General features: G+C 39.6%; 15 protein-coding genes. 3 read left to right on the top strand and 12 right to left on the bottom strand.

The genetic code is table 11. The annotated features are described in order from the left end of the window. From W908_RS01020 to W908_RS00965, 12 genes are all read right to left on the bottom strand, one after another. Complete coding sequence (locus W908_RS01020) at positions 1-999, bottom strand: PfkB family carbohydrate kinase (protein WP_053819596.1); 999 nt, start codon at positions 997-999, stop codon at positions 1-3. Beyond that, positions 992-2116: a Gfo/Idh/MocA family protein gene (locus W908_RS01015; RefSeq protein ID WP_053819595.1), complete on the bottom strand. Its 1125-nt coding sequence runs from the start codon at positions 2114-2116 to the stop codon at positions 992-994. The genes W908_RS01020 and W908_RS01015 overlap by 8 nt, the downstream gene beginning before the upstream one ends. Beyond that, complete coding sequence (gene iolE / locus W908_RS01010; RefSeq protein WP_053819594.1) at positions 2113-3018, bottom strand: myo-inosose-2 dehydratase; 906 nt, start codon at positions 3016-3018, stop codon at positions 2113-2115. Before iolE ends, W908_RS01015 begins: the two co-directional genes overlap by 4 nt. A 30-nt stretch (positions 3019-3048) precedes the next feature. Then, positions 3049-4227 carry a phytanoyl-CoA dioxygenase family protein gene (locus W908_RS01005; RefSeq protein ID WP_053819593.1) on the bottom strand — a complete coding sequence of 393 codons (1179 nt, stop codon included), beginning with the start codon at positions 4225-4227 and terminating at the stop codon, positions 3049-3051. A gap of 2 nt (positions 4228-4229) precedes the next feature. Beyond that, entirely contained in the window at positions 4230-6086 is a 1857-nt protein-coding gene (gene iolD / locus W908_RS01000) for a 3D-(3,5/4)-trihydroxycyclohexane-1,2-dione acylhydrolase (decyclizing) (RefSeq protein ID WP_053819592.1), read from the bottom strand. A gap of 2 nt (positions 6087-6088) precedes the next feature. Next, positions 6089-7999, bottom strand: a complete 1911-nt coding sequence (locus tag W908_RS00995; protein WP_053819591.1) for a bifunctional 5-dehydro-2-deoxygluconokinase/5-dehydro-2-deoxyphosphogluconate aldolase — start codon at positions 7997-7999, stop codon at positions 6089-6091. Beyond that, complete coding sequence (gene iolB / locus W908_RS00990; RefSeq protein WP_053819590.1) at positions 7999-8796, bottom strand: 5-deoxy-glucuronate isomerase; 798 nt, start codon at positions 8794-8796, stop codon at positions 7999-8001. The genes W908_RS00995 and iolB overlap by 1 nt, the downstream gene beginning before the upstream one ends. Continuing rightward, complete coding sequence (locus tag W908_RS00985) at positions 8797-9618, bottom strand: MurR/RpiR family transcriptional regulator (protein WP_053819589.1); 822 nt, start codon at positions 9616-9618, stop codon at positions 8797-8799. It lies immediately after the preceding gene. A 10-nt stretch (positions 9619-9628) separates the two neighbouring features. Then, complete coding sequence (iolG, locus tag W908_RS00980) at positions 9629-10609, bottom strand: inositol 2-dehydrogenase (RefSeq protein WP_053819588.1); 981 nt, start codon at positions 10607-10609, stop codon at positions 9629-9631. Between the two features lie 9 nt (positions 10610-10618). After that, positions 10619-11383 (bottom strand): ATP-binding cassette domain-containing protein, encoded by a 765-nt coding sequence (locus W908_RS00975; RefSeq protein WP_053819587.1) that lies wholly within the window; start codon positions 11381-11383, stop codon positions 10619-10621. Continuing rightward, positions 11383-12489 carry an ABC transporter permease gene (locus W908_RS00970; RefSeq protein ID WP_053819586.1) on the bottom strand — a complete coding sequence of 369 codons (1107 nt, stop codon included), beginning with the start codon at positions 12487-12489 and terminating at the stop codon, positions 11383-11385. The genes W908_RS00975 and W908_RS00970 overlap by 1 nt, the downstream gene beginning before the upstream one ends. Before the next feature lie 124 nt (positions 12490-12613). Further along, on the bottom strand, positions 12614-13573 hold the full coding sequence (locus W908_RS00965; protein ID WP_197503580.1) for a sugar ABC transporter substrate-binding protein: 960 nt from the start codon (positions 13571-13573) through the stop codon (positions 12614-12616). A gap of 260 nt (positions 13574-13833) precedes the next feature. Here W908_RS00965 and W908_RS00960 point away from each other — a divergent pair, with 260 nt between their 5' ends. From W908_RS00960 to W908_RS00950, 3 genes are all read left to right on the top strand, one after another. Then, the gene (locus W908_RS00960) at positions 13834-15333 is read left to right on the top strand and encodes a CoA-acylating methylmalonate-semialdehyde dehydrogenase (RefSeq protein WP_053819585.1); all 1500 of its coding nucleotides are present in this window, start codon (positions 13834-13836) and stop codon (positions 15331-15333) included. A 126-nt stretch (positions 15334-15459) separates the two neighbouring features. Beyond that, positions 15460-17016, top strand: coding sequence for a trimethylamine methyltransferase family protein (locus W908_RS00955; protein ID WP_020028622.1), 1557 nt, complete (start codon positions 15460-15462; stop codon positions 17014-17016). A gap of 14 nt (positions 17017-17030) precedes the next feature. Next, positions 17031-19448 carry a GcvT family protein gene (locus tag W908_RS00950; RefSeq protein ID WP_053819584.1) on the top strand — a complete coding sequence of 806 codons (2418 nt, stop codon included), beginning with the start codon at positions 17031-17033 and terminating at the stop codon, positions 19446-19448. Positions 19449-19450: the final 2 nt, after the last annotated feature.

The raw sequence follows: 19450 nt of genomic DNA, 5'->3' as shown, positions 1-19450 counted from the left end.
TTAACTCCAAATTGTTTTTGGTTTAATGGTTGTGTTTTTTTGTAATAGTTCAATTTCTTCTATTTTTGGCATTGCACTTGAGCATCCTTGTTTTGACACTACTAAAGCTGCAGCAGCACTTCCAGCTTCTATTGCCAATTGCCAGTCCTCAGAAGACATATAATTCATTATGACATTGCCCAGAAAGGCATCACCTGAACCATAGGGTTTAAGAGCTGGTAAGCTATAAATTCCTGTATCAAGTCGATCTTCACCAAAAAAAAGACTGCAGCCATCCTTGCCTCGTTTAAGAATCATGAGTTGATTTTTTGAGCCACTCTGGCTGATTTGTAAATTAATATCTTCTTGAAGAATTTTAAATTCTTCTTCATTGCCAACCAATACATTTGCAAGCAGTGCAGCCTCTTGATAAACCAAACGCGTCGTTTCTTGATCTGGCCAATTCCATTTTCGATAATCTAAATCTAACCAAACTTTGCATTTATTTTTATACGCATGCGCCATCATTTTTAAAGTTTGTTTTCGTGAATCAGCCTCAATCAAGCTCGTACCAGTTACAACTAGATTACTGCTCTGATCAATGGCAAGTGATATATTGTCATCAAAGACGACTCTGAGGTCTGCAGGGTTATTACGATATATTACTACTTCGCAGTCCTCTTGACGCACTTCAGCAATTGCCAAACTAGTTCGCTCATCCCCAAAGGTAGTTTGCATAAACTGAAGTTCGACACCTTCCAAATCAAGCCTCTTTCTAACAAACTCTCCAACAGGATCATCAGATATCGCTGAAATAAGTCCCACTTTCCCTCCTACACGCCTCATAGCAATAGCTATATTTGCTCCAGACCCACCTACATCACTTGCAAAGTATTCTGCATCTCGAGTCTTGCTTCCTGCAGGCTGAGGATAAAGATCAAGCCCAGCTCGCCCTACCACTAGCGCATCATAGTATCGTTTTTCTGAGTAGTGCATATTGAGCGGTTTGGATTTAGACATCAAGCCACTGTCCAGTCATTGCGGAGCGGTCTATTGCATCCATCACTCTTTCAATTTTTAAACCATCTTCAAAGTTTGGCCATACTGGCTTGCCAGTTTCAATTGAGTCTAGTAAATGTTTAAGTTCACATACCTTGACATCGATAAAGCCTAGACTGTGTCCTGCATTCGGTAAAAAAGCATCATAAGGTGGCTGAGCAGGGCCACTCAAAATCGTTTTGAAGCCTTCTTGCCTCGGATCATCGCTTCTAGTGTAAAGCTTAATTTCATTCAAACGCTCTTGATCATGACAGATCATCCCCTGTGACCCATGTATTTCCCAACTTAATCCGCACTTTCTTCCCCAGGCCACTCTGCTTACTCTCAAAGTTCCTTTAATGCCACTCTCAAAGTGAGCCAATGCAGTACAAACATCATCATTATCAACAGGTAATGTTTGGCTTGGATTTTGAGGATCAGTTCGCTCTTTGTGAACAGTATCGTAATCTCCCACTAGCCTAGTTATTGAGCTACCAGTCATATAATGAGCCATACTAACCAAATGACACATAACGTCAGCATTTGCACCAGAACCAGAGGCTTCTCTATTCATGCGCCAAGAATGAGGGCGATCTGGATCAGCCTCATTATCAACATCATATATCCCATGAAATCCAATTACTCGGCCTATAGCTCCTTCTTCAATAAGCTCTCTAGCACTTTGAACTGCAGGGTTTTGAGTATAGTTGTAGCCTAGAATAGTTTGAGCCTTACTGGCTTGAGCAGCAGCCAACATAGCTTCAGAATCAGCTAAATTAGTAGACATTGGTTTTTCACACCAAACATGCTTACCAAGCTTGAGTGCAGCCACAGAAATTTCTTTATGAAGCGAATTGGGAACACAGACTGAAATCAACTGTACTTCAGGGTCATTCACAACATCCATCCAATTACTAGTGCACCGAGAGAAACCCATTTCAGTTCTCATTACTTCGGCTCTTTCAGGATTGTAATCACAAATAATCTCTAGTCTAGGTCTTAAGGCATCTCCAAAAACACTTCCTGCAGCTGCATAAGCAATAGAATGGGCTTTGCCCATAAAAGCGGTACCAATAACTCCTACACCAATAGTTTTCATTCTTTTTCCTCTATTTGAATTCCAAATTTATCACAATAACTTTTAATATTTTCATAGCCCATTGTGACATAGGTTAGTGGATGTGCTTTTGCTGGGTCTTGTTCAGCCTCTACAACCACCCATCCATTAAAATTGTTATCACTCACCATTTTAAATAGCTCAGGAAAATTAAAATCACCATCGCCAGGGACTGTATATACCCCATTCAAAACTGAATTTAAAAAACTTGAGTCAGTTTCTAGTGAACGATTTAATATCTCACTTCGAACATCTTTGCAGTGAATATGCATAACCCTTCCACTATGTTTTTTATAAACCTCTAAAGGGTCAGCGCCTGCATAAATTAAATGACCAGTATCAAATACCAATCCAAGATCATGGGTCGTCATAGCCATTAACTTGTCTACTTCTTCCTCGACTTGAACTACTGTTCCCATATGATGATGATAAGCAAGCTTCAATCCATGTGACAACGTATATTTAGCCAACTGACTCAACTTATCAGTCCACTCTTCCCATTGTTCATTATCAAGGACAGGGCGTTTTGAAAGCGGCGAACTAATATCTCCATGAACACAAGAGTCCATTTCACAATAAACAATTACCTCGGTCCCCATATCTTTAAGAAGATTCATATGTGGGGTTATTCTCTCTATTTCACCTTCTAAAGAGTCCGCTAATAAGCCTCCACAAAACCAACTAGAAACTACGTCCATGTCATATTTATCAAATAACGGTGTTAATATTGCTGAGTCCTTAGGCCATTTTCCTCCTAATTCAAATCCACTAAAACCAGCTTGCTTTCCTTCTTTAAGGCAATGCTCTACGGTAGTATCTTTACCCAGTTCAGGCATATCATCGTTAGTCCATGAAATCGGACTAACACCAAGTTTTACACTCATCTTAATTCTCCAAATTATTGTTAATATTGTTTAATTAGTAAATCTAATTTTTTGATGCTCCAAAAGCTTTAAGCTAAAGTTTTCTAGATTAACCAAATCTAGAAGTGATTGCTTAGTTAGTTCAAACATAGTCATTCCCTGCAACTTAGAATTTGAATTTTTATCATTATCAAGATTTGTAGGGAACGCATAACCGTCTGTTGCACACACAAGGACATTCTCAATTAGTTTTTCTGAAAGAGTTTTATTAATTGAATGCTCCAGCAATAAAGGATAAATTCGGTTAATGATTTTTAAATAATCTATTCTCTCCATAGTCTTTCCAAAAGGCGATGAAATTTGCAAAAGGTTACCAATTCTATGAAAGTCTTTTGTAGTGTTTGACCCTGCTCCATGTAATAAAGCAGGATTAAAAAAAATGCCGTCGCCTTTATTCATTTGATTTTGAACTGCATTGTCATTAAAAAAGTCAGTACATGCATTATCTCTCCAGGCAAGGTAGCCCAGTTCATATTGCTGTGAATATGGCAAAACCATGGTTGGTCCGGACGCTAATGGCATATCAGTATGAGCGACCCCGCCTTGAAGAGTTAAGTAATTTGAAAGGCGATGAGCTGAAATAGGAAAGAGTTCAACAATTTGGTTTTCTTGAAAGCCTAAATGATAATCACGATGTGGTTTTTGCATTTCACCACCAGGCCTTACAATGTTAACTTGAGCAGTCATTTGAGAATTTGGCCCACACCAGGATTCTGCAACTAACTTTAAGAGGTTGTTTGAATAATAACTAATAAATGCGTTAGGATCCTCTAAAGCAACTTTTTGAAAGGCATTCCAGATTCTTGTATTTGTTCCAGAGGCAAAATGATCATTACTAGTATTACCTTCGCTTTCAACGATTTTTTCAAAGATATTATTACTCTGGTCAATTGCATCATGCCTATAAAGATTTCGAATAACAAAAACCCCAGGGCCTCCTTCCAAAACCTGATGCAGCTCTGTTTTTAATCTTAATTCATTTTCTGAATCGCCAATAAATGTCTCAAGGTAATTTGCATCATAAATAACAACATTATTTGAAACTGAATCAGCAAAGGGATAATCCTCTTGAAGAGTTTTTTGAGAACAGATTTTAGCTAAATCATCATAATCGATATCAGATTGACTGAAGTAAACTTGTTGATTTGTTTTTACTACTTCTTCTTTCATTTCTAGTATGGCTGTTTTGTTTTAGATTCCTTATATGAACTAAGAATTTGTTCACTTTTTTCATTTGAAGATACCTCAGGTACAGCTACTTCCCACCAACATCCGCCCTCAGGACTAATTTTATGAGAGTCAGTAACCAAACTAATAACATAAGATTTAGTTGATGATCTAGCGCGATTAAGTGCAGCAGCTAATTCATCAATATTTTCAACATGCTCTGAGTTTGCTCCGAGAGACTGTGCATGCATTGCAAAATTAATTTCTGGATGCCCATCATCGATACTCTTACAATCCTTCAATAAATTATTAAATGAGGTATTTCCAGTTGCATTTTGCAGTCGATTGATACATGAAAAACCTCTATTATCAAGGATGACAGCAATAATTTTGTGGCCCAACATGATGCTGGTTGCTAGCTCTGAATTAAGCATTAAATATGATCCATCACCCACAAGTACAATGACTTCACGATCTGGCTCTGCCATTTTTACGCCCAGTCCTCCAGCTATCTCATACCCCATACAGGAAAATCCGTATTCAGAGTGGTACCCTCCAGTTTGTTCAGTTCTCCAAAGCTTGTGAAGCTCTCCAGGCAAACTCCCAGCCGCACAAACCACAATGTCACTTGCTTCACCATTTCGCTTAACTTCGCCAAGTACTTGTGCATCTGTTGGTAAACTGCCCTCGGCAGCGGAAGAGCTATTAATTGCTGTAATGTCATCATAATAGTTATTCCAATTTGAGGCTTCTGCTTCTGCTTCTTTAAACCAGTTGTCAGACACCTTCCATTCATTAAGACATTCATCTAAATTACTGATTCCTAACTTTGCATCCCCCCACAAAGAAAAAGCATTGTGCTTGATCGTATCAAATCTAGCAACATTAAGTTGTATAAGTGTTTTATCAGAAAATAACGCCCTTGAACCCGATATAAAATCATTGAGTCTTGTGCCTATAGCTAAGACCGTATCGGCTTCTCTTGCTAAATTATTAGCTGCACTTGATCCAGTCACACCAATTGCACCAACATAACCTGGGTGGTCCCATGTCACTGCGCCTTTCCCTGCAGATGTCTCTGCAACTGGAATTTGATATTTTTTAGAAAATGCTTTGAGCACATCACAAGCTTTAGCATAATGAACTCCACCACCAGCAATGATTAGAGGCTTTTTTGAGTTTTTTAAAATGTCAACTGCACGATTTAACTCATCATCATCAACTTTTATCTTGCGAATCTTATGTGTTCGCTTTTTGAAAAAAGCTTCAGGATAGTCAAACGCTTCTGCCTGAACATCTTGAGGCAATGAGAGTGTAACTGGGCCACAATTTTCAGGATCTAGTAATGTTTGAATTGCAACAGGTAGGCTGTTAATTATTTGCTCAGGCCTCATGATTCGGTCAAAGTATCTGCTGACTGGCCTAAAACAGTCATTCACGCTTACTGTGGGGTCAGAAAAATCTTCTAACTGCTGAAGGACAGGGTCTGGCGTTCTACTTGCAAAGTAATCTCCTGGCAAAAGTAAAACAGGCAATCGATTAACGTGAGCGAGTGCAGCTGCTGTAACCATGTTAGTTGCCCCAGGGCCGATTGAGCTTGTACACGCCATCATTCTTTGACGGTTATTAGCCTTAGCATAGGCAATTGCAGAATGGACCATACCTTGCTCACTATGTCCTCGATATGTTGGCAGCTTGTCTTGACATTCATTAAGGGCTTGCCCAATTCCTGCTACATTTCCATGCCCAAAAATAGCAAACACACCGGCAAATATTGGCTGAATACCTTCCTCTGTTTCAATAAATTGGGACGATAAGTATTTAACTATAGCCTGAGTCATTGTTAGTCTAATAGTTTTCATTTTTATATTTCCTCTTTATATTTTTTCCAAGATTGAATCAATTCATTGTAATTAGTTGAAACAAAATCAACTAACTCTTGATCACTTATTTTATGTTGCATCCAAAGCTTAGCTGGCTCATAAAAAATAGTTCGGCCCACTGTAAAGCCCTTACAAATATTATATTTTGCCGCCACACTAAATGATTCTCTAACAGTATCGATTGGCGCAGAGAGACCTAATAATAATACACCTTGGCAATGAGAATCATATGAATTTATAACATCACTTACCTGAACCCAAGATTTATCCTTAAGAGCTGGCAATTTCCACCAGTCAGGCTTAATTTCTAGGTCATAAAATTGCTTTAAAACAGTTGGAATTATTTCTTCATCCATTTCGTATTCTGAAGGAGGAATAACCTCAAGTAACAATTGATGTCCACTTTGAATACAAGCAAAATAGAGCTCTTTAACTTTTTGTTCTTGCTTAATTTTGAGCTCATCTGAGTCATCTGGGTGGTAATAAAATAAGCACTTAACAACGTGTGATAGAGGCCATGACTGCAACTTTGAGCCAATAGACTGCTGGCCTTCAAACTTTAAAGGTCGTGATCCTGGCAGCTCTACAGGTCTTCCAATCCACCATGCTTTTTCAGCAATTGAATTCAGGGCATCTTCACCATAAGTATCGTCAATTAATACACCAATATTTTTTTCTGGAATATTTAATTTTTCTATAGTGTTTTCAACTGATCTAATAAATAGTTTTTTAAGTTCTGTAATTCTGCTTAAACCCTCTCCATAAATTTCTGCAAGATCAGCAAGTTGTTTTCGATGATCAAAAGCAAATCCAAAAATTTCTTGCTCTTCTTTGCTTCTAAAACTCACTCTGTGGAGATGATTTAAGGTTATGTCTGATGTTGGGTCTGGAATATTGGCTGCATTTTCAATGTAGTAAAGTAACTCATTTTCTCCAGGAATTGCTGGAGCGCAGCCGTGACGTGACACAACTAATGCGCCAGACGCGTTAGCATAATTAGCACTCTTTTCGAGACTCTCACCTCGAAGATATCCTCGTAAAAAGCCTGACATGAATGCATCACCCGCACCCAAAACATTAAGAATATCGACAGGGTTCCCTTTGACAACATTGAAATCATTGATGCTATTTGGAATGTCACTAGTTATAACAGTACATCCCAATGGGCCAAGTTTAAGAACAATAATTGAATTACTAAGCTCACGTATCTTGCTCAATGCAGCAATGGTATCTTCACTACCTCCAGCAATGTGAATCTCTTCTTCAGTTCCAACAATCACATCACAATATGGAAGAATCGTTTGTAAATGGAGACTGACATCATTACTCGCAACAAATCGAGACTCTCCATCTCCCAATTCAGTAAGCCCCCAAAGAACAGGTCGATAATCAATATCAACAATGACCTGGGTATCAGATTCTTTTGCATACTCGATTGCTTTCATGCTTGTTTTATAAGTTTTATCAGATGAAAAGTGAGTTCCTGTAATGAGTAATGCTCTACTGCTCGCAATAAACTCTTTTGTAAAGTCATCTTCACTGATAGCCATATCAGCACAGTCTTTACGATAGAAAATTAGTGGGAAAGTTTCTTTGTCTTGAATGCCAAGGACAACTAATCCAGTTAATCGCTCTCTATCTGTAATGACATGGGACGTATCTACGCCAACACTTTCAAGTTCGTTGCGCACAAAACGACCCATATGCTCATTACCCACTCGAGTAAGCATTGCTGAACTTAAGCCCAGTTTAGAGCAGCCATAAGCAATGTTTGCAGAAGAGCCGCCCAGATATTTGGCAAAACTCCCCATATTTTCTAATGAGGATCCAATCTGTTGACCGTAAAAATCAACAGCAGCTCTCCCTAAACAAATAATGTCAATTGATTTCATTATTTATTTAGCATCCATTCATGATCAGGATGGTTTTTAAAAATCCATTGTCTTTTAGGACCTGCCATGACATTCAAATAATATGAATCATATCCATGAGGAACCCCAACTGGATGGTAGCCTTTTGGAACAAGAACAACACACTTATCTTCAACTGCCATCGTTTCATCAATTGAAAGGTCATCTGTATAAACCCTCTGGAAAGCAAACCCTTGGGGTGGGTTAATCCGATGATAGTATGTTTCTTCTAGATATGTTTCGACTGGAATGTTATCTGAATCATGTTTGTGAGGTGGATAGCTTGACCAATTTCCTGAAGGGGTTTTGACCTCAACAACAAGAAGACTGTCAGCCTTTTCTTTCTCAGGAAGTATGTTACATATAAATCTAGTGTTGCTTCCCTCACCACGAACCTCACTATCCATGTCATCAGGCTTAATATGTCGAGCTGGAAAATTACCAAATCCAGGTGCAACTGCTATTGCTAATTCCAATTTAGTTAAAGCGGTGACTTTAATTTGTTTGTTGTTAGGAACATATATAGCATGAGGGTTTAAGTCATCAAAAACGCTCATTCTCTCGCCAATGTTCAAGAACTCTTCATCATCAACAATGATGTTTGCCAGTCCAGACAGAATGACCAAGCATGATTCATTTTTCTGATCCTTCCAATCAAGAATCTCCATCTCATTTAGGTCATGAGCCTCAAAACCAACATAATCCCAATTTGCTGATTTTGGTGTAATTTTTTGATAACAACTATCTTTAATATGTTTTGGTCGACTTAATAATGACATTTAGTTTCCTTGTTGATGGTATCCAATAGAAATACATATAGCCTGAACGAGACACATCGTTGCGCCTAGTGACCTGAAAGTATGGATTTCAGCCTCATGAATACTAAATAAAAAATCTGCCAAATGAGCTATTGGATTGAGTTCTGTATCTGTAAGCAAAATTACCTTTGCATTAGCTTGCTTTGCTTCCTTAACAGCTTCAGTTGTTAGATTATTGTAGGGATTATAGGTAATAGCAATAAATACTGTTTTATCATCAAGCCAGCTTGATAAGTTCTCAACTTCATTGGTATTATTTGCAATACGGCACCTAATTCCAAGATTATTTAACATGTAGTAAAAATAATTGGCTACAGGCTGAGCTCTGTTTGTTCCGCAAAGAATCACTTCATTAGCATTACATAAAGCTTGAACCGATTCCTCAATTACTTCTCTATCAATATTTTCAGAAAGCAGCTCAGTCGCAGCAATATTTCGCCTAGTGATTTCATTAAATATATTTGAGCTGTCGGGCACAACATTGTTCTCAGTGACTTTCTTAACATCAGTAATACGTTGCCGATAATTGATGGCAGATTGTGAGATTTTGACTTTAAATAGATCCTGTAATTCAGCAAAACCGCTAAAACCAAAGTGTTTAGCAAAACGAACTAAAGTTGAAGGATAAACGCCAATCTCTGATGCAATAACTGCTAACGTATTTATGGCAAGGTTTTGGGGCTGGTCAATGATATAAAAAGCAATTAACTTCATTTTTTTGCTTAGTTCTGGATAACTTTCTTGAAGCAAGCTATTCAAATCATTAATATTTTCTGGTGGCATTTATTTAAGTTTATAAGTTAATTGAATTTCCACTTAGCAGTGACTCTTTGGCGGCTTCTGCAATTTTTAGAGCAAGAACTCCATCTGAAATGTTCACACTTGGTTGAACGCCTGACTGAAAAGAATCCATAAAATGCACAAGTTCGTTGTGGAACGCTTTTCCATACCTTTCTAAAAAAAAGTGTTGGTTTTTAGCCTGCCTAATTCCAGATGAATTACTTAAAACAACGTTATCCTCAAGGGCATTTTTTACTTGTAACATGCCTGTCTCACCAAAAGCTTCAACTCTTTGATCATATCCAAAGGAAGCCTGTCTACCATTCATAATCGTAACAATTGCACCCTTTTTCATATTCATGATTACACTTGCTGTATCCACATCACCCTGGCCTGCAATAGCATCATTTACAGCATTTGCTGCAACATAAATACTGCTGGGTGAATCATCTAAAATCCAACAAGCCATGTCAAAATCGTGAATCATCATGTCGAGAAATAAACCGCCAGAACCTGCGATATACTCCATCGAAGGTGGCTCAGGGTCATGAGAGGTTATCACTAAAGACTGAACTGAACCAATTGCATTTGCATCAACTTGGCTTTTCAAACTTGCCATATGAGGATCAAAACGTCTATTAAACCCTAGCATACATACGATGCCACTCTCTTCAACTGCCTTAGCGCATGATAGTGCCCTATCAAGGCTCAAATCTATAGGCTTTTCACAAAAAACTGGTTTACCTACCTTGGCACATTTTTCAATAAGATCGGCATGAGTAGAGGTACTACTAGCAATAATAAAGGCGTCTATTTCATTGTTTTCAAATGCCTCATCCATTGAAAGAGTGATGGCATTGTATTTATTCGCAAGCTTCTCAGCGGACTCTTGATGAAAATCGACAACAGAGTGGAGATTAGCATTTTCGTCACTGGCTATCGCGATAGCATGAACTGCTCCTATGCGACCTGCGCCGATTAGACATATTTTCATAATTAACCTCTATTTTTTTAATACTGATAATTCTTTATTACCAGACATCATGGCTTGTAATTCTTGGAAATCAATTTCACCTGCTTTCGCAGTACCTAGCGTCTCACCTCGAGATAAAACCGTAAACTTATCCCCCACTGCTAAAGCATGGGAAACATTATGAGAAATAAAGATTACTGCAACACCTTTTTCTCGAACCCTTTCAATAGTTTTTAGCACATTTGAGGTTTGATAAACTCCCAGTGCTGAAGTTGGCTCATCAAGTATCAGTATTTTGGCGCCAAACAGCACAGCACGGGCGATAGCAACCGTTTGCCTTTCGCCACCAGACAGAGTCCCAATTGATTGAGTGGGATCACGCAATTGAATTCCCATTTTGTCCATTTCAGTCATCAAAATTGAGTTGCATTTCTCAAAATCCATGACAGTGATTGGGCCCACTTTTTTTGTCAATTCTCTTCCGAGCCAAAAATTACGAGACACTGACATCAAAGGAATTAAGGCTAAGTCTTGATAAACTGTAGCAATTCCAACATCAATTGCTTCGCGAGGGTTATTTATTTCAGTATCTTGTCCATTAATACTTATCTGTCCACTTGTTGGCTGATGCACACCAGACATGATTTTAATAAATGTCGATTTACCTGCTCCGTTATCACCCAGCAAACAATGACATTCTCCAGCTTTAATAGAGATTGAAACACCTTTAAGAGCATCTACATTTCCGAAGCTCTTATGGATATCTTTAAGTTCCATTAACGGTAAGTCACTCATCATTTTGCTCCTGTAATTAATTTACGAACATGTGTATTAAGGATCACTGCTAACAATAGAAGAACGCCTAAGAACACTCTAAACAAAGAACTCTCTACTCCAATAAAGAATAAGCCTTGTTGAACCACTCCAAATATAACTGCACCTAGAGCAGCTCCAATAACTGAGCCGTAACCACCCGTTAATAAAGCGCCACCTATAACAACTGAAATGATCGCCTCAAACTCTTTAAGAATTCCTCTATCCGCTGAAGCTGAACCAAACTCAATTACCTGAGTAGTTGCAAATACAGTCGCACAAAAGGCAGTAAAAACAAACATCAATATTTTAACTCTATTAACTGGAACTCCGATGTGACGAGCAGCTTGCGCATCACCGCCTGAGGCATAGATCCAGTTACCAAAACGCGTCTTTGTTAATAAAAAATGTGCAAAAATAACGAGTCCTATAGCCCAAACCATCATCATTGGGATGCCTGATACAACTGGCTGACCAGCCTTTGTACCAGCGACAAAGGTTTGAATGATGCCTTGCTCAGCAAGCCAGTCAAATACGCCTGTAAATATCTCGCCACCAAAAATTGGCGCTAACCAGTCATTTTCAGCTACCTCTGTAACTCCACCAATAATGGTTTTTTTCGTACTTATGATTGCAATAAAGATTGTCATGCCTCGCAGGATATATAAAAATGCAAGACTCACAATAAAAGAAGGTAAATTTGTTTTGACTGTAATGTAGCCAATTAATGCGCCTATAGCCATCGAAACAACGAACGCTGTAATGATACTGAGCCATACTGGCCAACCCCAAACTACTGAGGTCACTGCTATAACAATTCCGGCAAAACCGATCATTGATCCAACTGATAGATCAAATTCTCCAGCTATCATGAGAAGGCAAGCGCCAACAGCAATAATAATAAACTGTGAAGACACGATTCCCCAATTCATAGAACCCTCTAATGAGAACATGCCAGTATCTCGTGCTACTAAAAAGAAGAATAGAAAAACTAATACAACGCCAACAATGGCTCCTAAGTCAGGACGAAGTAATGCGACACTAAATTTGGAACGCAATGATGAAATTTTTTTTTCAGTTGTAGACATGATTAGATCCTATTGATTAATCTAAAAGAATTAAATTGAATTTTAAATCTGATGAAGATAAAAAAAATGCTACCCACCATTTTGAAATTATGATGGGTAGCACGTTAATAAACTAAATTAACTATTAACGGTAAACGCCTGCATATTTTTCAACTAAGCTAATGTTACTCTTAGTGATAAATCCAGGACCAGAGTTAATTGCACCAGAAGGCCATACTCCATATCTTGACATGTTAGTCAAGAAAACAACTGGAAGGTAACCTTGGAGGTACGGCTGTTGATCAATCGCGAAAGAAATAACGCCTGATTTAACAGCAGCGGCAATTTCACCTGACAGATCAAAAGTTCCAAAGTACATATCTCCCGAACGCCCCATATCATCAAGAGCTGAAAGCGTTGGATGAGCAGAAGTTGGACCTAAAGTAAGAATTGCATCTGTATCAGGGTGTGATCTAAGATGAGCCATGACCTTGTTTTTAATTTCAGTTGGATCTTGGCCTGAATCAATCATTTGATCGCCTAGATCTACACCAAGTGCATCTGCATATCCCTGGCAACGATCAACTGATACCGGGTTTGTGAAGAAGTGATTTACACATAAAAACTTAGTTACTCCAGCAGCTTTTGCTCTCTTACCAGCACCAAAACCAGCATCATACTCAGGCTGACCAATGTGTGCTAAAGCACCTAGCATTTCAGATTGCTCACGAGTACCAGAGTTAATTGTTACAACTGGGATTCCTTTTGCTATAGCTGAAGTAATTGGTCCTTTTAGGACGTCATAATCAGCAATCGTAACAATAATGCCGTCAGGGTTACTTGCAGCAGCTTGCTCAACGATACGAGCCATATCAGCAAGATCTCCTGTAGTTGGGTTACGGTAATCAACATCGACTCCCATTTGTTCACCGGCAATTCCAATTGCATTTTTAATTGTATTCCACCATGAATCAGAGTCTGGTGCATGGCTAATTAATACAAACTTTTCTCCATCTGCCATCGCAGCCGTACTTCCTACAGTCGTTCCAAAAAGAACAAAAACTGAAAGAAATAGACTTGAGACATATTTATTAATTTTCAACATAATTTTGTATCTCCTTTCTATAAGTTTTTTTGAGATCAAAATTGATCCCAATATTGAAGGGTTTTAAAAACTTCAATAAATTTAGTATACATGAAGAGATATATATGTTTTCTATTATTTAAAAAATAGAACATATGTTATAATCTTATTTGTTTTCTAGTTTTATAAAAAGCCCTTTAAAAGACTTCCTGCAAGTGAATTAATATCAAAATAAATCAAGTTCTTGGTATAGTGTGCTCAAATAATTAATAATCAATATTATGTCTAATCATCTTTTAAAACATTTCATTAATGGAGAAAAAGTTTCAGGATCATCAGGTCGAACACTAAGTGTTTTTAATCCTGCCACTGGCAAAGTCACAAAAACCATTGAAGCTGCTAGCGCAAAAGATACTGCCAAGGCCATTCAAGTAGCCAGTGATGCCTTTGAAGAATGGAGTCAAGTTCCTCCCTCTAAACGGGCTCAAATCATGTTTACCTATCGCGAGCTTATTATTAAGCACACCGATGAGCTTGCAGAATTAGTTTCACAGGAACACGGAAAAACATTTGCAGATGCACAAGGTGAAGTGGGAAGAGGTCTTGAGATTGTGGAGTACTGCACGGCAATTAACAATCACCTAAAGTCTGACTTTAGTGCGGATGTCTCCAGAGGCATTGATAGCCATAATCTGCGTCAAGCGCTTGGGGTCTGTGCGGGTATTGTTCCGTTTAACTTCCCTGCGATGGTGCCGATGTGGATGTACCCAGTAGCGATTGCTTGCGGCAACACGTTCGTATTAAAGCTCTCAGAGAAAGTCCCGTCATGTGGGTTAAGACTGACCGAACTGATGCATGAAGCAGGACTACCTAATGGCGTATTAAATACAATCGTTGGCGATAAAGAAGCAGTCGATGAGATCCTAACCAACCCTCAAGTCAGAGCAGTGAGCTTTGTTGGCTCTACCGGTGTGGGCGAGTATATCTATCAAGAAGGATCAAAAAATAATAAACGCGTTCAGGCATTATGCGGCGCTAAAAATCACATGATAGTGATGCCCGATGCTGATTTAGATCAAAGTAGTGACGCAATCATCGGGGCAGCCTATGGCTCTGCAGGTGAGAGGTGTATGGCGATTTCTGTCGTTGTTGCTGTTGGTGATGAGACAGCAGACACCCTTATTGAGTCACTTACACCTAAAGTTAAGTCACTAAAAATTGGCTCTTACAATGAGCCTGGTGTTGAGATGGGTCCAGTGGTCTCTAAAGAAAGTCAGGAAAAAATTGTCTCCTATATTGATGCTGGAATAAATGCTGGTGCAGATCTTAAGGTTGATGGCAGGTCTGAGACTGAAAGAGATGGCTTCTTTGTTGGAGGGTGTCTTTTTGATCATGTCACCTCTGACATGTCAATCTACACTGATGAAATCTTTGGCCCAGTTCTCTCTGTTGTAAGAGTATCAACTTATGATGAAGCACTTAAGCTAGTCAATGACCATGAGTATGGTAACGGCACAGCGATATTTACAAGAGATGGTGATACGGCTCGTCACTTTACAACGAATGTCAAAGTAGGCATGGTTGGCGTTAACATACCCATCCCAGTTCCTGTTGCAATGCATAGTTTTGGCGGCTGGAAGAGATCCCTTTTTGGCGGTTCATCCATTCATGGGATGGAAGGCGTAAGGTTTTACACGCAACTTAAAACGATTACCTCGAGATGGCCATCTGGCATTAGAAAAGGTGCTCAGTTCAATTTTGAGAGCGGGAAAGACGTTTAATTTTTAATCCATATCTCTCTAAATTTTGCTAAAGTTTTTCTCTAGAAAATAACTGTTAAAAAAACAATTGACAGTAGTTAAATTTCGTATCAAAATGATGTCATATTACAAACTCATGTTTCAGTTATGTCTAGAAGAAAATCGGGTGGAAGAGAAGCCAGGATCGCATTAAGAAATGCGCCTCTAACAGAAGAAGAAAAACCGGTCAAAGCTGGAGAAATAGGCGGCAGATACAAGCCACTTAGTGAAAAGCAAGTTACAGCAATCGAAGCCAACATTTATCGCATTCTTGAGGAGATTGGGTTTGGAGATGCAACACCCCACTGCATAGAAAAGTGTGTCGAGTTTGGCGCCACTTTAGGTGATGATGGCAGATTGAGAATGTCAAGAGAGATTGTTGATAAGGCGATCAATCTATCACAAAGAAACCTAACTCTTTTTGGCCAATCACCAAAACATGACCTTGATCTGAGCGGCTCAAGAGTTCATTTTTCAACTGCTGGCGCAGCCGTACTCATTGCAGATCCTGAAAATAACGAATACAGAGAATCTGAAAGTCAAGACTTGTATGATATGGCAAGGATAGCTGACCAATGTGAGCATATTCATATGTTTCAGCGTACCTGCGTTCTTAGGGATATTGCCAGTCCTCGTGAGATGGATCAAAACTCAGTCTACTGCGTAGCAATGGGAACTGAAAAACACGCTGGCGTTAGTTTTACTGAATCTAAGCATGTGACTGATGCCCTCGAAATGCTTCATATTATTGCTGGAAGTGAAGAGAAATGGAGGGAGAGACCCTTTGTAAGCATGAGCAACTGTCACGTAGTACCGCCAATGAAATTTGCAGAAGAGTCATTAGAATGTGTCCGCGTTGGAGTTGAGGGTGGTATGCCAATATTACTTCTGTCTGCTGGCCAGGCTGGTGCTACAGCGCCGCCATTACTTCCAGGAGTAGTATCTCAAGCCTGGGCTGAATGCCTCGGAGGACTCGTTTATGTGAATGCAATTAAGCCGGGCGCTCCAGCTATTTTAGGTACTTGGCCGTTTGTCTCCGATCTAAGAACTGGCTCAATGTGTGGCGGCTCTCCAGAGCAAGGATTAATTTCTGCTGCATGCGCGCAAATGGGCAATCACTTTAATCTGCCAACGGGAACGCCAGCAGGAATGACAGACTCAAAATTTCCTGACTTTCAGGCCGGTTCTGAGAGGGCTTCAACGCATGCAGTGACTGCAATCGCTGGTGCGAATATTGTTTATGAATCTGCAGGTATGTATGCGAGCCTCCTTGGAACATGTCCAGAAAGTTTGCTTTTAGACAATGATTTACTGGGCGCCTCTATGAGAATGACCAAAGGATTTAGTGACGACAGTGAAGAGTCGCTTTGCTTTGAAACTATTAAAGATGTTTGTTTGAATGACAAAGCTCACTATCTTGGCTCAGATCAAACTATTGATGTTATGCAAAGTGAATACATCTACCCCGAGCTCAGCGATAGAGACAGCCCAAATGATTGGGCAGATATGGGAAAACCCATTATTTTAGAAAAAGCAATTCAGCAAAAAAAAGAAATATTGTCAGAATATTTTCCAGGTCATGTCAGTGATGCTGTGGATAAAAAAATACGCGACAAGTTCAATATTAAATTAACTAGAAAAGAGATTGGTCGCAAGCCTCTATAGAAAAGGTCATTAATATGAAGTCACATGCACAAGTTGTAATCATTGGTGGTGGGTCATTAGGAGTTAACCTAATGTATCACCTAGGTCTAGAGGGATGGACAGATGTTGTTTTAATTGAAAAAGGTGAACTCACAAGTGGCTCTACCTGGCACGCTGCCGGTTTATGTCCAAACTTTAACGGAAACCATACGCTCTCTAATATTCATGAGTACACCATCAAGTTGTATGATGAAATTCTGCCTGAAAAAACAGGGCTCCCTTCATCATTCCATAAAACAGGATCCCTACGAGTGGGTCATACTGAGGTTGAGGAGCAGTGGTTTAATAATATAATCAGTCGCGCAAACCATATTGGCTGTGAAATGCATTTTGTTTCAAAAGAAGAAGCATCAATCATCAATCCAATGATGGATTTTAGCAGTGCGAGAAACATCTTATACACCCCAAATGATGGTCATGTAGATCCCACAACAGTTGTCACTCAACTAGCTCAACTGGCTAAAAAGGCTGGGGCAGAGGTGAGCAACTTTAACAGGGTTACTGATATCAATATTCTTCCTTCTGGAGAATACGAAGTTATAACAGAGCAAGGAAATATCATTGCCCAGCACGTCGTCAATGCTGGTGGTTGTTTTTCACCTCAAGTTGGAGCGATGGTTGGATCATATGTGCCTTTAGTCAATCTTCAGCATCAGTACTTAATAACTGATAGCCATCCAGAAATTGCCGCACTCACTAAAGAACTTCCGGTGACTCGAGATTCAATTGCAGCCTCCTATATTAGGCAAGAAGGGAGTGGCTTCTTAATTGGTCCTTACGAAACCAGAGGCTCTAAGCCATGGGCTCTGGAAGGCGTCGACTGGTCATTTGACAGGGAGCTCTTTGAAGGAGACTTAGAAAGACTGATGCCTTGGCTGGAAAGATGCATGGATATTTTTCCTCTCTTCAAGGAGGTAGGAATTAGTACAGTGATCAATGGCCTCATTACTCACACACCTGATGATAATCTTCTTGTTGGACCCGCGAAAGGTCTCAAAAACTTTTGGAATCTTTGTGGTGCTAGTATTGGTATTGCTCAAGGCGGGATAGGAAAGTATTTAGCGCAGTGGATGGTTCATGGTCAAACAGAGCTCAATATGTCCTCTCTTGATAGTCGAAGATTTGACACGTGGGCAGATAAAAATTACTGCACAACGAGAGCCATTGAGTCCTATGAACGCATGTATGCCTACGCGGCGCCCAATGATAATCGCCCACATGGCAGGCCTATCAGGGTGAGCCCTCTGCACACAGTCTTAGTCCAAAAAGGTGCAATTCATACAGTCAATACAGGCTTTGAAAAGCCATCTTGGTTTGCAACAGATGAGATCAGGGGTGAAACCTTATCCTGGGCTCACACTGAAGCACATGAAGCCATCAAAGAGGAGTGCAAAGCAGTTCAAGACTCTTGCGGCGTTACCGACATTAGTGGCACAGCAAAATTTAGAATCACTGGTAAAGATGCCTTTGATTTTCTTGACAAATTGTCTTGCAACAAACTGCCTGCAAAGGATGGAAGAATTGGTTTGACACTTTTTCATGCTCCGAATGGAGGTATAAGGGCGGAGCAAACGATTAGTCGTATTAGTCAAGAAGAATTTCTATTAATGGGCGCCATTGGATCTGAAGTCAAAGATTATCAGTGGCTTGAATGGCACGTCGGTGAACTCGATGTAACGATTGAAAACTTAACTGAGGAATGGGGCGGACTTTTATTGACTGGCCCTGAAGCCAGAAATGTTTTAAGCCAATGTACTCAGGAAGATCTTAGCAATACTGGGTTTTCTTGGCTAAGCTGTAAAACCATTAAAATCGACTCAGCAGACGTTTTTGCAATGCGCGTTTCTTATGCTGGAGAGCTGGGGTGGGAGCTCCATATGCCAAGCTGGCAGTTAATCTCCATCTATGAATCTTTATTTGAAATGGGCTCCCCTTTCGGGATAAGAGATTTTGGTGGTCAAGCTTTTAACAGCATGAGACTTGAGAAAATGTATAGAGCATATGGCGCTGAGTTTACCGAAGAGATATCTGCGCTCGAAGCAGGAATGGACAGGTTCTTAGATCTGAGTCGTAATTTTATTGGCTCTGATAATATTAAAGAACGCCAATCAAAAGGGGTAGAAACTCAGCTAGCCTATCTGATCTTTGATGATGAGATTCCAGCCGAGTGTTTTGGAAATGAGGCTGTGTTTGATGGTGATGAACTATCTGGAATCATTACCAGTGGAGCTTATGGCTATAGAGTTAGCCATAGTGTCGCATTTGCCTACCTCAATCCGAGTCACTGCTCTGAAGGAAAGACTCTCAGAGTAGAAACCTCTTTAGGAAGTCGAAAATGCCATGTCTCTATGAATGCTGCATACGACAACGACAATGAAAAACTTCGCTCGTAAAT

Source organism: Candidatus Pseudothioglobus singularis PS1 (assembly GCF_001281385.1).
In the GTDB taxonomy this organism is placed as follows: Bacteria; Pseudomonadota; Gammaproteobacteria; order PS1; family Pseudothioglobaceae; genus Pseudothioglobus; species Pseudothioglobus singularis.
The sequence above is the reverse complement of the archived record's forward strand: the minus strand, read 5'-3'. Positions and strand labels throughout refer to the sequence as shown.

Coding starts and splice junctions, on each gene's coding strand:
- W908_RS01020 (WP_053819596.1), bottom strand. CDS start 999: ATGTCTAAATCCAAACCGCTCAATATGCACTACTCAGAAAAACGATAC.
- W908_RS01015 (WP_053819595.1), bottom strand. CDS start 2,116: ATGAAAACTATTGGTGTAGGAGTTATTGGTACCGCTTTTATGGGCAAA.
- iolE (WP_053819594.1), bottom strand. CDS start 3,018: ATGAGTGTAAAACTTGGTGTTAGTCCGATTTCATGGACTAACGATGAT.
- W908_RS01005 (WP_053819593.1), bottom strand. CDS start 4,227: ATGAAAGAAGAAGTAGTAAAAACAAATCAACAAGTTTACTTCAGTCAA.
- iolD (WP_053819592.1), bottom strand. CDS start 6,086: ATGAAAACTATTAGACTAACAATGACTCAGGCTATAGTTAAATACTTA.
- W908_RS00995 (WP_053819591.1), bottom strand. CDS start 7,999: ATGAAATCAATTGACATTATTTGTTTAGGGAGAGCTGCTGTTGATTTT.
- iolB (WP_053819590.1), bottom strand. CDS start 8,796: ATGTCATTATTAAGTCGACCAAAACATATTAAAGATAGTTGTTATCAA.
- W908_RS00985 (WP_053819589.1), bottom strand. CDS start 9,618: ATGCCACCAGAAAATATTAATGATTTGAATAGCTTGCTTCAAGAAAGT.
- iolG (WP_053819588.1), bottom strand. CDS start 10,609: ATGAAAATATGTCTAATCGGCGCAGGTCGCATAGGAGCAGTTCATGCT.
- W908_RS00975 (WP_053819587.1), bottom strand. CDS start 11,383: ATGAGTGACTTACCGTTAATGGAACTTAAAGATATCCATAAGAGCTTC.
- W908_RS00970 (WP_053819586.1), bottom strand. CDS start 12,489: ATGTCTACAACTGAAAAAAAAATTTCATCATTGCGTTCCAAATTTAGT.
- W908_RS00965 (WP_197503580.1), bottom strand. CDS start 13,573: ATGTTGAAAATTAATAAATATGTCTCAAGTCTATTTCTTTCAGTTTTT.
- W908_RS00960 (WP_053819585.1), top strand. CDS start 13,834: ATGTCTAATCATCTTTTAAAACATTTCATTAATGGAGAAAAAGTTTCA.
- W908_RS00955 (WP_020028622.1), top strand. CDS start 15,460: ATGTCTAGAAGAAAATCGGGTGGAAGAGAAGCCAGGATCGCATTAAGA.
- W908_RS00950 (WP_053819584.1), top strand. CDS start 17,031: ATGAAGTCACATGCACAAGTTGTAATCATTGGTGGTGGGTCATTAGGA.